This is a genomic window from Pseudomonas sp. H2_A10, from assembly GCF_054680085.1.
Genome location: NZ_CP162821.1, coordinates 903514 through 918247 on the forward strand (window position 1 = coordinate 903514; position 14734 = coordinate 918247).

The 14734-nt window shown below is 56.6% G+C and carries 11 protein-coding genes and 1 pseudogene; 8 read left to right on the forward strand and 4 right to left on the reverse strand.

From position 1 onward, the window contains the following. Nucleotides 1-103: 103 nt before the first annotated feature. The 4 genes from gyrB to dnaA are packed head-to-tail and all read right to left on the reverse strand — an operon-like array spanning nucleotide 104 to nucleotide 6309. Complete coding sequence (gyrB, locus tag AB4O23_RS04060) at nucleotides 104-2521, reverse strand: DNA topoisomerase (ATP-hydrolyzing) subunit B (protein ID WP_460105728.1); 2418 nt, start codon at nucleotides 2519-2521, stop codon at nucleotides 104-106. Nucleotides 2522-2525: 4 nt separating this feature from the next. Then, nucleotides 2526-3629 carry a DNA replication/repair protein RecF gene (gene recF / locus AB4O23_RS04065; RefSeq protein ID WP_017528681.1) on the reverse strand — a complete coding sequence of 368 codons (1104 nt, stop codon included), beginning with the start codon at nucleotides 3627-3629 and terminating at the stop codon, nucleotides 2526-2528. A gap of 20 nt (nucleotides 3630-3649) precedes the next feature. Further along, nucleotides 3650-4753, reverse strand: coding sequence for a DNA polymerase III subunit beta (gene dnaN / locus AB4O23_RS04070; RefSeq protein ID WP_034139939.1), 1104 nt, complete (start codon nucleotides 4751-4753; stop codon nucleotides 3650-3652). A gap of 38 nt (nucleotides 4754-4791) precedes the next feature. Continuing rightward, the gene (dnaA, locus tag AB4O23_RS04075) at nucleotides 4792-6309 is read right to left on the reverse strand and encodes a chromosomal replication initiator protein DnaA (protein WP_065879215.1); all 1518 of its coding nucleotides are present in this window, start codon (nucleotides 6307-6309) and stop codon (nucleotides 4792-4794) included. A 586-nt stretch (nucleotides 6310-6895) separates the two neighbouring features. Between dnaA and rpmH the strand changes: the two genes are divergently transcribed. The 8 genes and pseudogenes from rpmH to AB4O23_RS04115 all read left to right on the forward strand — a co-directional run bounded on the left by rpmH (nucleotide 6896) and on the right by AB4O23_RS04115 (nucleotide 14725). Further along, complete coding sequence (rpmH, locus tag AB4O23_RS04080) at nucleotides 6896-7030, forward strand: 50S ribosomal protein L34 (protein WP_003213577.1); 135 nt, start codon at nucleotides 6896-6898, stop codon at nucleotides 7028-7030. Between the two features lie 13 nt (nucleotides 7031-7043). Beyond that, nucleotides 7044-7451, forward strand: a complete 408-nt coding sequence (gene rnpA / locus AB4O23_RS04085; protein ID WP_020302575.1) for a ribonuclease P protein component — start codon at nucleotides 7044-7046, stop codon at nucleotides 7449-7451. Continuing rightward, complete coding sequence (gene yidD, locus AB4O23_RS04090; protein WP_019816912.1) at nucleotides 7444-7689, forward strand: membrane protein insertion efficiency factor YidD; 246 nt, start codon at nucleotides 7444-7446, stop codon at nucleotides 7687-7689. The genes rnpA and yidD overlap by 8 nt, the downstream gene beginning before the upstream one ends. A 2-nt stretch (nucleotides 7690-7691) precedes the next feature. Next, nucleotides 7692-9374 carry a membrane protein insertase YidC gene (gene yidC / locus AB4O23_RS04095; RefSeq protein ID WP_017528677.1) on the forward strand — a complete coding sequence of 561 codons (1683 nt, stop codon included), beginning with the start codon at nucleotides 7692-7694 and terminating at the stop codon, nucleotides 9372-9374. Nucleotides 9375-9453: 79 nt separating this feature from the next. Continuing rightward, nucleotides 9454-10824, forward strand: coding sequence for a tRNA uridine-5-carboxymethylaminomethyl(34) synthesis GTPase MnmE (gene mnmE, locus AB4O23_RS04100; RefSeq protein WP_017528676.1), 1371 nt, complete (start codon nucleotides 9454-9456; stop codon nucleotides 10822-10824). Between the two features lie 552 nt (nucleotides 10825-11376). Next, nucleotides 11377-13268, forward strand: a pseudogene (gene mnmG / locus AB4O23_RS04105) (tRNA uridine-5-carboxymethylaminomethyl(34) synthesis enzyme MnmG). Continuing rightward, nucleotides 13265-13909, forward strand: coding sequence for a 16S rRNA (guanine(527)-N(7))-methyltransferase RsmG (gene rsmG, locus AB4O23_RS04110; protein ID WP_017528674.1), 645 nt, complete (start codon nucleotides 13265-13267; stop codon nucleotides 13907-13909). Before mnmG ends, rsmG begins: the two are co-directional and overlap by 4 nt. An 18-nt stretch (nucleotides 13910-13927) precedes the next feature. Next, complete coding sequence (locus tag AB4O23_RS04115) at nucleotides 13928-14725, forward strand: ParA family protein (RefSeq protein ID WP_017528673.1); 798 nt, start codon at nucleotides 13928-13930, stop codon at nucleotides 14723-14725. Nucleotides 14726-14734 lie beyond the last annotated feature (9 nt).

Consider the following 14734-nt stretch of genomic DNA (forward strand, 5'->3'; position numbering starts at 1 on the left):
GGCAGATGTTCCACGTGGAGCATTCTAATAACCCGCGTTTTTTATGTAATAAAAAAGGCCAACGCTAAGCGTTGGCCTTTTTGTTGTGGCAGGTTGCGACTGATCAGAAGTCCAGGTTAGAAACCGCCAGGGCATTGCTTTCAATGAAGTCACGGCGAGGCTCGACCGCATCACCCATCAGGGTGTTGAAGATCTGGTCTGCGCCAATGGCATCCTCGATAGTCACGCGAAGCATGCGACGCTGCGCGGGATCCATGGTGGTTTCCCACAATTGATCCGGGTTCATTTCACCCAGCCCTTTGTATCGTTGAATGGTATGGCGCTTGGTGCTTTCAGCCATCAGCCAGTCGAGGGCTTCCTTGAATTCCTTGACCTGCTTCTTGCGCTCGCCCCGTTGAATATAAGCGCCGTCGTCCAGCAAGGTGCTCAGTTGGGCGCCCAGGGTTACGACGGTCTTGTAGTCATTACTGCCGAAGAAGTCGCGGTTGAAGGTGACGTAGTTCGACAGGCCGTGGGAGATCAGTTCGACCTCTGGCAGCCACACGTTACGTTCACGGTCTTCACGCAAGCTGGCTTTGTAAACCAGGCCGGATTTTTCGACGGTGCGCAGGCGTACTTCGTACTGGGCCAGCCAATCCTGCATCGCAGCGTGATCGCCCAGTTGCTCCAGGCTTACGGCCGGCAGGTAGATGAAGTGCTCTGTCAGCTCCTGTGGGTATAGACGCGACAGACGCTTGAGGGTCTTCATCACCATGCGGAAATCGTTGACCAGACGCTCCAGCGACTCACCGGAAATGCCGGGGGCTTCATCGTTCAAGTGCAGGCTGGCATCTTCCAGGGCCGACTGCGTCATGTACTCTTCCATGGCGTCGTCGTCTTTGATGTATTGCTCTTGCTTGCCCTTTTTCACTTTGTACAACGGCGGCTGAGCGATGTAGATGTAGCCACGCTCGATCAGCTCCGGCAACTGACGGAAGAAAAAGGTCAGCAGCAGGGTACGGATGTGCGAACCGTCGACGTCAGCATCGGTCATGATGATGATGTTGTGATAGCGCAGCTTATCGATGTTGTACTCATCACGGCCGATACCGCAGCCCAACGCCGTGATCAAGGTGCCGACTTCCTGGGACGAAATCATCTTGTCGAAGCGTGCCTTCTCGACGTTGAGAATCTTACCCTTCAACGGCAGGATAGCCTGGGTGCGACGGTTACGACCTTGCTTGGCGGAACCGCCAGCAGAGTCACCTTCCACCAGGTACAGTTCGGAGAGGGCAGGGTCCTTCTCCTGGCAGTCGGCCAGTTTGCCCGGCAGGTCAGCGATATCCAAAGCGCCTTTACGTCGGGTCATCTCACGAGCTTTACGCGCCGCTTCACGGGCGCGCGCCGCGTCGATCATCTTGCCGACAACCAGCTTGGCTTCGTTCGGGTTCTCCAGCAGGAAGTCGGAGAAGTACTTGCCCATCTCCTGTTCCACTGCGGTCTTCACTTCGGAGGACACCAGCTTGTCTTTGGTCTGGGAACTGAACTTAGGATCCGGCACTTTCACCGAGATAATCGCGGTGAGGCCTTCGCGAGCATCGTCACCGGTGGTCGCGACTTTGTGCTTCTTGGCCAAGCCTTCAGCTTCGATATAGGTGTTCAGGTTACGCGTCAGTGCGGAACGGAAACCCACCAGGTGAGTACCGCCGTCACGCTGAGGAATGTTGTTGGTGAAGCACAACAGGTTCTCGTTGAAGCTGTCGTTCCACTGCAGGGCGATTTCGACGCCGATGCCGTCTTCACGCTGGATGTTGAAGTGGAACACCTGGTTGACCGCTGTCTTGTTGGTGTTCAGGTATTCAACGAACGCACGCAGGCCACCTTCGTACTTGAACAGTTCCTCCTTGCCGCTGCGCTCGTCCTTGAGGACGATACCCACACCGGAGTTGAGGAACGACAGTTCACGAATGCGCTTGGCCAGGATGTCCCAGCTGAAGTGAATATTCTTGAAGGTTTCAGCCGAGGGCTTGAAGTGGATCTGGGTACCGGTGGTTTCACTGTCACCGACGATCTTCATCGGTTCTTGTGGAACACCGTGAACATAGGTCTGTTCCCAGATTTTGCCGCTACGGCGCACGGTCAGGATCAGCTCTTCCGACAGTGCGTTCACCACCGACACACCCACGCCGTGCAAACCGCCGGAGACTTTATAGGAGTTGTCGTCGAACTTACCGCCGGCGTGGAGCACGGTCATGATGACCTCTGCCGCCGAAACGCCTTCCTCTTTATGCACATCTACCGGGATGCCGCGACCGTTGTCACGAACAGTAATGGATTCGTCCGGGTGGATGATGATGCTGATGTCGTCGCAGTGACCGGCCAGAGCTTCGTCGATGGAGTTGTCGACCACCTCGAACACCATGTGGTGCAGACCGCTACCGTCATCAGTGTCGCCAATGTACATACCGGGACGTTTGCGTACGGCATCCAAACCTTTCAGCACTTTAATGCTGGTCGAGTCGTACGTGTTTTCTTCGCTCATGCCTTCACTCCCGATGGTCGTGGGTCTGGGTGATACGGCCTTGTTCCACGTGGAACAAAGCGACTGGCGTTTCCGTCTGCCAGCCTTCCCTCAATAATTCGTGGTCTACACAGGTGATAAACACCTGGCAGCGTAAGTCTTCCAACAAGCGGCATAACGCGCGGCGGTGTTGCTCGTCGAGTTCGGACGGCAAGTCATCCACCAGATAAATACACTGACCGCGTCGGGCCAGACTCACCAAGTGGCCCTGGGCAATACGCAATGCGCACACCACCAACTTTTGCTGGCCACGGGACAAGATATCCGCGGCGTTATGAGCGCCTAACCTAAGACGCAAATCGGCACGTTGGGGGCCGGCCTGGGTATGCCCAATTTGCTGATCCCGTTGCAAGGAAGTGGCGAGCACTGCACTCAGTTCACGCTCTTTGTCCCAACCACGGTAGTAGCTCAGCGTAAGGCCCTCGAGATCCAGCAACTCACTCAAGGTCTGTTCAAAGACTGGTTTCAAGGCTTTGATGTAGGCGCGGCGGTATTCATCTATTTCGTCGCTGGCCAGGCACAGCTCTCGGTCCCAGGCCGCCTGCGAAGCGGCGTCAAGTGTACCATGCCGCAGCCACGAGTTCCGCTGCCGAAGGGCCTTCTGCAGGCGCTGCCAGGTAGCCATGAAACGTGGTTCCACGTGGAACACACCCCAATCGAGGAATTGCCTGCGGATTTTCGGCGCACCTTCCAACAGACGAAAGCTGTCAGGGTTGATCAGTTGCAGCGGCAGGATTTCTGCCAGTTGCGCAGCACTACGAGCATTTTGCCCATCGATGCGAATTTGGAACTCTCCGCCACGGTCACGGGATATCCCCAAGCTGCTGTGCCCACCCTCAGCCAGCTCAACTTGACCAAATACCGTGCACGCCAATTGCTCGTACTGGATAACCGGTAACAGCCGTGCACTGCGAAAGGAACGAGCGAGCCCCAGCAAATGGATGGCTTCCAGCACGCTGGTTTTGCCACTGCCATTGGCGCCGTGAAGGATATTGATGCGGGGGGAGGGGGAGAAGGTCACCGGGTGCAGATTGCGCACCGCGGTGACCGAGACGCGACTGAGGGACATCTAGCTTCTGCTGAGCATGATTACAGGCGCATCGGCATAACAACGTAAGCCGAGTCGTCGTTATCGGATTCCTGTACCAAGGCACTGCTGTTGGAGTCCGACAGAATCAGGCGAACCTGCTCGGTGGTCATGACTCCCAGTACGTCCAGCAAGTAGCTCACATTGAAGCCGATTTCCAGCGAGCCGCCGTTGTAGTCGACGCCCACTTCTTCTTCCGCCTCTTCCTGCTCCGGGTTATTGGCCTGGATTTTAAGCTGACCGTTGGCCAGTTGCAGACGAATGCCACGGTACTTTTCGTTGGAAAGGATCGCCGTACGGCTGAACGCTTCGCGCAAGGCCTGACGATCACCGATCACCAGTTTGTCACCGCCTTTAGGCAACACGCGTTCGTAATCCGGGAACTTGCCGTCAACCAGCTTGGACGTAAAGGTGAACTCGCCAGTGGTGGCGCGAATGTGATGCTGACCCAGCACGATGCTGACGTTGCCGTCGGGCTCGGTCAGCAGGCGCGCCAATTCGAGGATACCCTTGCGCGGCACGATCACCTGGTGGCGATCCGGCTGGCCAATATCGGCACGCATCGAGCACATCGCCAGACGGTGACCGTCGGTTGCAACGGCGCGGATAACGCCTTCGGAGACTTCCAGCAGCATACCGTTGAGGTAGTAACGTACGTCCTGTTGAGCCATGGCGAAACTGGTGCGCTCGATCAAACGGCGCAGCTTGCTTTGCTCCAGGCTGCAGGTCAGCGATCCCGGGCCTTCTTCGACGGTTGGGAAATCATTGGCCGGCAAAGTCGACAGGGTGAACCGACTGCGCCCGGCCTTGACCACCAACTTCTGCTCATCAACCTTGATGTCGATCAGCGCATCGTTCGGCAGGCTTTTGCAGATATCCATCAGCTTGCGCGCCGGCACGGTGATCTCGCCAGGTTCGGCGGGCTCTTCCAGCTGTACACGGCCAACCAGCTCGACTTCAAGGTCGGTACCGGTCAAGGACAATTGCTGGCCTTCTACAACCAGCAATACGTTGGAAAGCACCGGCAAGGTCTGTCGGCGCTCGACGACGCCTGCGACCAGTTGCAGGGGTTTCAACAGGGCTTCGCGTTGAATGGTGAAATGCATGGTCTAGTCCCTTGCCTTAATAAGCTGCGCTGGTGTCATCACGTAGTCAGTGTACGCAGCAGGTTCTTGTAGTCCTCGCGAATATCCGCGTCGGATTCCTTAAGTTCGTTGATCTTGCGGCAGGCGTGCAAGACCGTGGTGTGGTCGCGACCGCCAAACACATCACCGATTTCCGGCAGGCTGTGGTTGGTCAGCTCCTTGGAAAGGGCCATGGCCACCTGCCGTGGACGTGCTACCGAGCGCGAACGGCGCTTGGACAACAGGTCGGAAATCTTGATCTTGTAGTACTCGGCCACGGTGCGCTGGATGTTATCCACACTCACCAGCTTGTCTTGCAGTGCCAGCAGGTCCTTGAGGGACTCACGAATCAACTCGATGGTGATGTCGCGGCCCATGAAGTGCGAGTGTGCGATGACCCGCTTGAGCGCGCCCTCCAGCTCACGCACGTTGGAGCGAATGCGTTGGGCGATGAAGAAGGCGGCGTCGTGCGGCAGATCGACCTTGGCCTGGTCGGCCTTTTTCATCAGGATCGCAACTCGGGTTTCCAACTCCGGCGGCTCTACGGCAACGGTGAGTCCCCAGCCGAAACGAGATTTCAAGCGTTCTTCCAGGCCTTCGATTTCCTTCGGATAACGGTCGCTCGTCAAGATGACCTGCTGGCCACCTTCGAGCAGGGCGTTGAAGGTGTGGAAAAACTCTTCCTGGGAACGTTCCTTGCGGGCGAAGAATTGAATGTCATCGATGAGCAAGGCATCCACGGAGCGGTAGAACCGCTTGAACTCGTTGATTGCATTGAGCTGCAAGGCTTTGACCATGTCAGCCACGAAGCGCTCCGAGTGCAGGTACACGACCTTGGCATTCGGGTTCTTCTTTAACAGGTGGTTACCCACAGCGTGCATCAAGTGGGTCTTACCCAAACCGACCCCCCCGTAAAGGAAGAGCGGGTTGTAACCATGTTTGGGGTTATCCGCGACTTGCCAGGCAGCGGCGCGAGCCAACTGGTTGGACTTACCTTCGACAAAGTTCTCGAAGGTAAAGGTGCGGTTCAGGTAGCTGGTGTGCTTAAGCGCGCCTTCTACCTGCACGGTGCGCTGTTCGGCGCGTACCGGGGCTTGCTGAGAGCTGGCACCGGCCATCGGATCAAAGCTGTCGCGGGACGGCTCTTCGTGCTCAGGCGCGCTCTTTTGTGTCGACGATGTAGACGCTGTGGGCGCGGTAACCGGCGTGTTGCTGACCGGTGCCGAAACCGCCTGGGCCTGAGACGCGGCGGCAGCCAACGGAGCATTCGGCGCAGCACGCGGTGCCGAGCTACGTTTGCTGCCTATTAATAAGGAGAGCACGGGCGCGAGGCCGTTGCCGTGTTCATCGAGCAATTCGAGAACGCGGCTCAGGTACTTCTCGTTGACCCAGTCGAGAACAAAACGATTGGGTGCGTAGACACGCAACTCGTCGCCTTCGGCTTCGACCTGTAGCGGACGGATCCAGGTGTTGAATTGCTGGGCAGGCAGTTCATCGCGCAAAAGCTCCACGCACTGCTGCCAAAGTTCCACTGACACGGATATCCCCTAAGTTGAAAGCCGGTGAGGCAAAAACAGCCGCCATTGTAGCGGCCAGCCGTCCACTTATCCACATGTAGGTTGCTCACAGACCGGCCAAAATCAACGCCTTATGCCTAAAAAAGGCGACCAATGGTCTGTGCATAAGCTCTGTGGATAAGCGCCCCTGAGCTCGTTGTACAAGTGGGGTCGAAAGTCTGTGGGTAACTGGCCTGTGGATAAAACCCTATTCCACACACAGCTTATCCGACAGCGCAGCACAGGCAGAGCACCGTTTCTCCCCCGTGTTGTCATTCTCTGTACAGCAGGTGGAATAAGGCCTAAAGGCAGTTATCCACAGGCGATGGCCTCTCTAGCTTTTATAAGCTTTACAAAAAAGCTTTAAATACCTTCCTTCTTTATTTTTATATCTATGGCTCTGCACTCCAAAGGCGAGCGCATGGAAAAGGCCGCTTTGGCCCTTAGCGATCTAATTGAAGGAAAAGCTGGTTGGAAATTGACCTAGAGGCTTGCTTTCTCTAGAATCGCCGGTCTCTTAAAACGGGGGCCATTCCGGCCCGTTGTGGACGAACCAGGTAACAACGCCATGAAACGTACTTTCCAACCAAGCACCATCAAACGCGCCCGTACTCACGGCTTCCGTGCTCGCATGGCTACCAAGAACGGCCGTGCTGTACTGTCGCGTCGCCGCGCCAAAGGTCGTGCGCGTCTGGCAGTTTGATAATCCGGTACTGGTGGTGAGTCAGGACTTCAGTCGGGAAAAGCGTCTGCTAACCCCCCGGCATTTCAAGGCAGTCTTTGACTCCCCCACCGGCAAGGTTCCGGGGAAAAATCTCCTGCTCCTTGCGCGTAACAACGATCTTGATCACCCCCGTCTCGGGTTAGTGATCGGCAAGAAGAGCGTAAAGCTCTCCGTTGAGCGCAATCGCCTCAAGCGTCTGATGCGCGAATCGTTTCGCCTCCACCAGGACACTCTGGTTGGTTGGGATATTGTTATCGTCGCGCGCAAAGGCTTGGGTGATGTAGAAAACCCCGAATTGATTCAGCATTTCGGCAAGCTCTGGAAACGTTTGGCGCGTACCCACAAGCCAGCACCAGCAGTCAGCACCGAAACTGTAGGGGTAGACAGCCTTGATGCGTAAACTGGCAATCGTTCCGATCCAGTTTTATCGCTATGCCATTAGTCCCCTGATGGCCAGCCACTGTCGTTTCTACCCCAGTTGTTCCTGCTACGCGTTAGAGGCCATAGAAAATCATGGTCTTCTGCGCGGTGGCTGGCTGACCTTTCGTCGTTTAGGTCGCTGTCATCCGTGGAATCCCGGTGGTTATGACCCGGTTCCACCTATCCCTACCTCCCGTTCTTCTTCGATGGCCGAGTAATCATGGATATTAAACGCACAATCCTGATCGTCGCCCTGGCAATCGTGTCCTATGTCATGGTCCTTAAATGGAACCAGGACTACGGTCAGGCTGCCCTGCCGACTCAGAATGTTGCTACCAATCAGGCTGCGCCGGCAATTGCGGACACCCCGCTGGGTAACAATGCGTCCGCGAGTGCCGATGTTCCCAGCGCGAATGGCGAGACAAGTGCCCCGTTAGAAACGCCAGTGGTCACCAACAAAGACCTCATCCACGTGAAAACGGATGTGCTCGACCTGGCTATCGACCCACAGGGTGGTGATATCGCACAGCTGAAGCTGCCGCTTTATCCACGTCGCCAAGACCATCCGGATGTGCCGTTCCAACTGTTCGATAACGGCGGTGAACGTACTTATCTGGCGCAAAGCGGCCTGACCGGCACCAATGGTCCGGATGCACGTGCTACCGGTCGTCCGGTTTATTCGACCGAACAGAAGACTTATCAACTGGCAGACGGCCAGAACCAGTTGAACGTCGACCTGAAATTCAGCCTCGACGGCGTCAACTACATCAAGCGTTTCAGCTTTACCCGCGGTTTGTACGATTTGAAGGTCACTTACCTGATCGACAACACCAGCGACAAAGCCTGGAGCGGCAACCTGTTTGCCCAGCTCAAGCGTGACGCCAGCTCCGATCCGTCTTCCAGCACCGCCACCGGCACCGCGACTTACCTGGGCGCCGCCCTGTGGACAAGTAACGAGCCGTACAAAAAAGTGTCGATGAAAGATATCGACAAGGGCACGCTGAAAGAAACCGTCCAAGGTGGCTGGGTAGCGTGGCTGCAGCACTATTTCGTGACCGCCTGGATCCCGAACAAGGGTGACGCGAACCTGGTTCAAACCCGCAAGGACAGCCAGGGCAACTACATCATTGGCTTCACTGGCCCGGCGTTGACCGTCGCTCCAGGCGCCAAGGCTGAAACCAGCGCTACCCTGTACGCCGGCCCTAAAAGCCAGGCCGTATTGAAAGAGTTGTCCCCAGGTCTGGAACTGACTGTGGATTATGGCTTCCTGTGGTTCATTGCCCAGCCGATCTTCTGGCTGTTGCAACATATCCACAGCATCGTCGGTAACTGGGGCTGGTCGATCATCTTCCTGACCATGCTGATCAAAGGGCTTTTCTTCCCTCTGTCGGCAGCCAGCTACAAGTCGATGGCGCGTATGCGTGCAGTGGCGCCAAAGTTGGCTGCACTGAAAGAACAGCATGGCGATGATCGGCAGAAAATGTCGCAAGCCATGATGGAGCTGTACAAGAAAGAGAAGATCAACCCGCTGGGTGGATGCTTGCCGATTCTGGTGCAGATGCCGGTGTTCCTGTCGCTGTACTGGGTACTCCTGGAAAGCGTAGAAATGCGTCAGGCTCCGTTCATGCTGTGGATAACCGACCTGTCGATCAAAGACCCGTTCTTTATCCTGCCGATCATCATGGGCGCGACCATGTTTATCCAGCAACGCTTGAACCCGACTCCGCCGGACCCGATGCAGGCCAAAGTGATGAAAATGATGCCGATCATCTTCACCTTCTTCTTCTTGTGGTTCCCAGCTGGTCTGGTGCTGTACTGGGTGGTCAACAACGTATTGTCGATCTCTCAACAGTGGTACATCACACGTAAAATCGAAGCGGCTACCAAAAAAGCCGAGGCGTAATTTACTCTGTGGATAACCACTCAAGACGCCCCCTAGTGGGGCGTTTTGCTTTCCGTCACTTTTGTCCTGGAACCTGCCGATGAGCGCTCCTCGTGAAACCATCGCTGCTGTTGCAACCGCTCAAGGTCGCGGCGGTGTCGGTATTGTGCGTATTTCCGGACCGCTCGCAGGTCCTGCCGCCAAGGCGATCAGCGGTCGGGAGTTGAAGCCGCGTTACGCCCATTACGGCCAATTTCTGGCCGCCGACGAAAGCGTGTTGGACGAAGGCCTGGCGCTCTATTTCCCAGGCCCCAACTCCTTCACCGGTGAAGATGTCCTGGAGCTACAGGGCCACGGCGGCCCCGTGGTCCTGGATATGCTGTTGCAACGCTGTCTGCAATTGGGTTGCCGTCTGGCCCGTCCAGGTGAGTTCAGTGAGCGGGCATTCCTTAACGATAAGCTCGACCTGGCACAGGCCGAAGCCATCGCCGACTTGATTGAGGCCAGTTCTGCACAGGCGGCGCGCAACGCGTTGCGTTCTTTGCAGGGGGCATTTTCGGTGCGTGTGCATAACTTGACCGAGCAATTGATTAGCCTGCGTATCTACGTTGAGGCGGCGATTGATTTTCCTGAGGAAGAAATCGACTTCCTCGCCGATGGCCACGTCTTGGCGATGCTGGATAAAGTCCGTGAGGAGTTATCCACCGTTCTGCACGAAGCCGGGCAGGGCGCTTTACTGCGCGATGGGATGACCGTGGTGATTGCGGGTCGACCCAATGCCGGTAAATCCAGCCTCCTCAACGCATTAGCCGGCCGTGAAGCGGCTATCGTCACCGAAATTGCCGGCACCACCCGGGACATCCTGCGCGAACATATCCACATCGACGGCATGCCACTGCACGTGGTCGACACCGCAGGCTTGCGCGATACCGACGACCAAGTGGAAAAGATCGGCGTGGAGCGCGCCCTCAAGGCCATCAGCGAAGCGGATCGCGTGTTGCTGGTGGTCGATGCCACTGCGCCGGAGGCTGCGGATCCCTTTGCCTTGTGGCCGGAATTTCTAGAGCAGCGACCTGACCCGGCCAACGTTACCCTGATCCGCAACAAGGCCGACCTGACAGGCGAAGCCATCGTTCTGGAAACCAGCGAGGATGGCCATGTCACTATCAGCTTGAGCGCCAAGTCGGCGGGTGATGGGCTTGAATTGCTGCGAGACCATCTCAAAGCCTGCATGGGCTATAAGCAGACGTCCGAAAGCAGTTTCAGTGCGCGTCGCAGGCACCTGGAGGCGCTGCGTCATGCCAGCGCGGCCCTCGAGCATGGACGGGCTCAGCTGACCCTGGCGGGTGCTGGGGAGCTGTTGGCTGAGGACTTGCGTCAGGCACAGCAACTCCTGGGCGAGATCACTGGCGCATTCAGCTCGGATGATTTGCTGGGTCGGATTTTTTCCAGCTTCTGCATCGGTAAATAACCCTTCGTTGTTCACAGGCAGGCCATTCGTGCGTGCCTGTTTTGCCCGTTTCAGGGCAGCTCTTTTGATTTTCTGATTAATCCCTCGCATCGAGGCGGCCTTGCCGTGGGCGAAATGTGCCGCCAACTACGCTTTTGTGTGGATTAAGCCCTGTGAATAACCGCGCCTGTGCCCAGTTGATAACAGGGCGTAAAACCTGAGTAAAAACCCCTCTGTGGATAACCAATACTTTAATCCACAGGCTTAAAGCACTTATCCAAGGGCCTCATTGGCACATGACCACAGACTTTTGAATCTCTGTACACACCGTAAATAAAGGCTTGTAGAGATCTATCCACAGAAAAGGTGCTCAGTAGAAATAAACATAAAAACAAAGATCTTATAAATTTCTTTCTTTTTAATTTCTATTGTCTGTGATTCATCCACAGCTGGTTAAATTTTGTGCAAAGGGTTCTTTAGGAAGGGCTAAGTCCCTATACTTGCCGCCAAAGCTCTAAAACCCTTTCAACAAACAATTCCTGATTACCTACATAAGCAGGCACGAGGTGCGTGGTGGATTTCCCTTCCCGTTTTGAAGTGATCGTCATCGGCGGCGGTCATGCCGGTACCGAGGCAGCACTGGCGTCAGCACGCATGGGCGTAAAAACCCTGCTGCTCACGCATAACGTGGAGACCCTCGGTGCAATGAGTTGCAACCCTGCCATTGGCGGAATTGGCAAAAGCCATCTGGTCAAGGAAATCGACGCCCTTGGCGGCGTCATGGCCATGGCTACCGATAAGGGTGGCATTCAATTTCGCGTGCTCAACAGCCGCAAAGGCCCGGCCGTGCGCGCTACTCGGGCACAAGCTGACCGTATTCTGTACAAGGCGGCAGTACGCGAAACCCTGGAAAACCAGCCGAACCTGTGGATATTTCAACAGGCGGCGGATGACTTGATCGTCGAACAGGACGTGGTGAAGGGCGTTGTCACCCAAATGGGTCTGCGTTTCTTCGCGCAATCCGTGGTGTTGACCACCGGTACCTTCCTCGGCGGACTTATCCACATTGGCATGCAGAACTATTCCGGTGGCCGTGCTGGTGATCCGCCGTCGATTGCCCTGGCAAAGCGCCTGCGTGAGTTGCCCCTGCGTGTCGGCCGTCTGAAAACCGGTACCCCACCACGTATCGACGGGCGTTCGGTGGATTTTTCGGTGATGACCGAACAAGCCGGTGATACCCCGATTCCGGTCATGTCGTTCATGGGTTCCAAAGAACAGCACCCAACACAGGTGAGCTGCTGGATTACCCACACCAATGCGCGTACCCACGAGATCATTGCCGCGAACCTCGACCGTTCGCCGATGTATTCCGGGGTTATCGAAGGCATTGACCGCGTTATTGCCCCTCGATCGAAGACAAGATCCACCGCTTTGCCGACAAGGAAAGCCACCAGGTCTTCATCGAGCCCGAAGGCCTGACGACGCACGAGTTGTACCCGAACGGGATTTCCACTTCGCTGCCGTTCGATGTGCAAATCCAGATCGTGCAGTCGATTCGCGGCATGGAAAACGCACACATCGTGCGTCCAGGCTATGCCATCGAGTACGACTACTTCGACCCGCGCGACCTGAAGTACAGCCTCGAAACCAAAGTGATCGGCGGCCTGTTCTTTGCCGGGCAAATCAACGGCACCACCGGTTACGAAGAAGCCGGAGCCCAAGGTTTGTTGGCCGGGACCAACGCGGCGCTGCGTGCACAGGGCAAAGACAGTTGGTGCCCGCGTCGTGATGAAGCGTACATCGGCGTGTTGGTTGACGACCTGATTACCCTGGGTACCCAGGAACCGTACCGGATGTTTACATCCCGGGCCGAATATCGCCTGATCCTGCGCGAAGACAACGCCGACTTGCGCCTGACCGAAAAAGGTCGCGAACTGGGCCTGGTCGATGACGCGCGTTGGGCCGCGTTCTGCAAAAAACGCGAGAGCATTGCACTCGAAGAACAGCGCCTGAAAAGCACGTGGGTTCGTCCGGGTACCGAACAGGGCGACGCGCTCGCCGAAAAATTCGGGACGCCGCTGACCCACGAATACAACCTGCTGAACTTGCTGTCCCGTCCTGAAATCGACTACGCGGGCCTGGTCGAAGTAACGGGCGGTGGCGCAGAAGATCCACAGGTCGCCGAACAGGTTGAAATCAAAACCAAATACGCCGGTTACATTGACCGCCAGCAGGACGAAATCGCCCGTCTGCGTGCCAGTGAAAACACCAAGCTGCCTGTGGATATCGACTACACCGGTATCTCCGGGCTGTCGAAAGAGATTCAAAGCAAGCTGGGGATAACTCGGCCGGAAACCCTGGGCCAGGCGTCACGCATCCCCGGCGTCACCCCGGCAGCCATTTCGCTGTTGATGATTCATTTGAAAAAACGCGGCGCGGGCCGTCAGTTGGAGCAAAGCGCTTGAGTTCGTTGGTTACCTCGCAACACGCCGAAGAGTTATCCACAGGTGCCCGCCAGTTGGGCGTTGACCTGAGCCCCGTCCAGCAGCAATTGCTGCTCGGCTACCTGGCCCTGTTGATCAAATGGAACAAGGCTTACAACCTCACGGCGGTGCGTAATCCCGACGAGATGGTGTCCCGGCATTTGCTCGACAGTCTGAGCGTTATGCCGTTCATCGAAAACGGTCGCTGGCTGGATGTGGGCAGTGGCGGCGGCATGCCGGGCATTCCCTTGGCCATCCTGTTTCCCGAGTCGCAAGTGACCTGCCTGGACAGCAACGGCAAGAAAACCCGCTTCCTGACCCAGGTCAAACTCGAACTCAAGCTGGATAACCTGCAAGTTATCCACAGTCGCGTCGAAGAGCTCATCCCTGAACAGCCTTTCAACGGGATTGTGTCCCGAGCGTTCAGCAGCATGGAGAACTTCAGCAACTGGACCCGTCACTTGGGCGACCGCGATACTCGCTGGCTGGCAATGAAGGGCGTCCATCCAAGCGATGAGCTGTTAGCATTGCCGGCAGACTTCCACCTCGATAGCGAACACGCCCTGGCCGTACCCGGTTGCCAAGGCCAACGCCATCTGCTGATACTGCGCCGCACGGCATGATTGGGAACACAAGCAAGAATGGCTAAGGTATTCGCGATAGCGAACCAAAAAGGTGGCGTGGGTAAAACCACCACCTGCATCAACCTCGCAGCATCCCTGGTCGCGACCAAGCGCCGGGTGCTGTTGATCGATCTCGATCCACAGGGCAACGCCACCATGGGTAGCGGTGTGGATAAACACGGCCTGGAAAACTCGGTCTACGATTTGCTGATCGGCGAGTGCGACCTCGCACAGGCCATGCACTATTCCGAGCACGGTGGTTATCAACTGCTGCCGGCCAACCGCGATTTGACCGCGGCGGAAGTGGTGCTGCTGGAAATGCAGATGAAAGAAAGCCGTCTGCGCAGCGCCCTGGCGCCGATCCGTGATAACTACGACTACATTCTGATCGACTGTCCACCCTCGCTGTCGATGCTCACGCTCAACGCGTTGGTCGCCGCCGATGGGGTGATTATCCCCATGCAGTGCGAGTACTACGCGCTGGAAGGGCTCAGTGACCTTGTGGATAACATCAAGCGCATCGCCGAGTTGCTCAACCCGAACCTGCAGATCGAAGGCCTGTTGCGCACCATGTTCGACCCGCGCCTGAGCCTGATGAACGATGTGTCGGCCCAGCTCAAGGAACACTTTGGCGAGCAGCTATACGACACCGTAATCCCACGTAACATCCGCTTGGCCGAAGCGCCGAGCTATGGCATGCCGGCGTTGGCGTATGACAAGACTTCGCGTGGCGCCATTGCCTACCTGGCTTTGGCTGGCGAGATGGTTCGCCGTCAACGCCGCAACTCCCGCACCGCTGCAGCCCAGCCAACTTAAGGAATCCCC

Coding starts and splice junctions, on each gene's coding strand:
- gyrB (WP_460105728.1), bottom strand. CDS start 2,521: ATGAGCGAAGAAAACACGTACGACTCGACCAGCATTAAAGTGCTGAAA.
- recF (WP_017528681.1), bottom strand. CDS start 3,629: ATGTCCCTCAGTCGCGTCTCGGTCACCGCGGTGCGCAATCTGCACCCG.
- dnaN (WP_034139939.1), bottom strand. CDS start 4,753: ATGCATTTCACCATTCAACGCGAAGCCCTGTTGAAACCCCTGCAACTG.
- rpmH (WP_003213577.1), top strand. CDS start 6,896: ATGAAACGTACTTTCCAACCAAGCACCATCAAACGCGCCCGTACTCAC.
- yidD (WP_019816912.1), top strand. CDS start 7,444: ATGCGTAAACTGGCAATCGTTCCGATCCAGTTTTATCGCTATGCCATT.
- yidC (WP_017528677.1), top strand. CDS start 7,692: ATGGATATTAAACGCACAATCCTGATCGTCGCCCTGGCAATCGTGTCC.
- mnmE (WP_017528676.1), top strand. CDS start 9,454: ATGAGCGCTCCTCGTGAAACCATCGCTGCTGTTGCAACCGCTCAAGGT.
- AB4O23_RS04115 (WP_017528673.1), top strand. CDS start 13,928: ATGGCTAAGGTATTCGCGATAGCGAACCAAAAAGGTGGCGTGGGTAAA.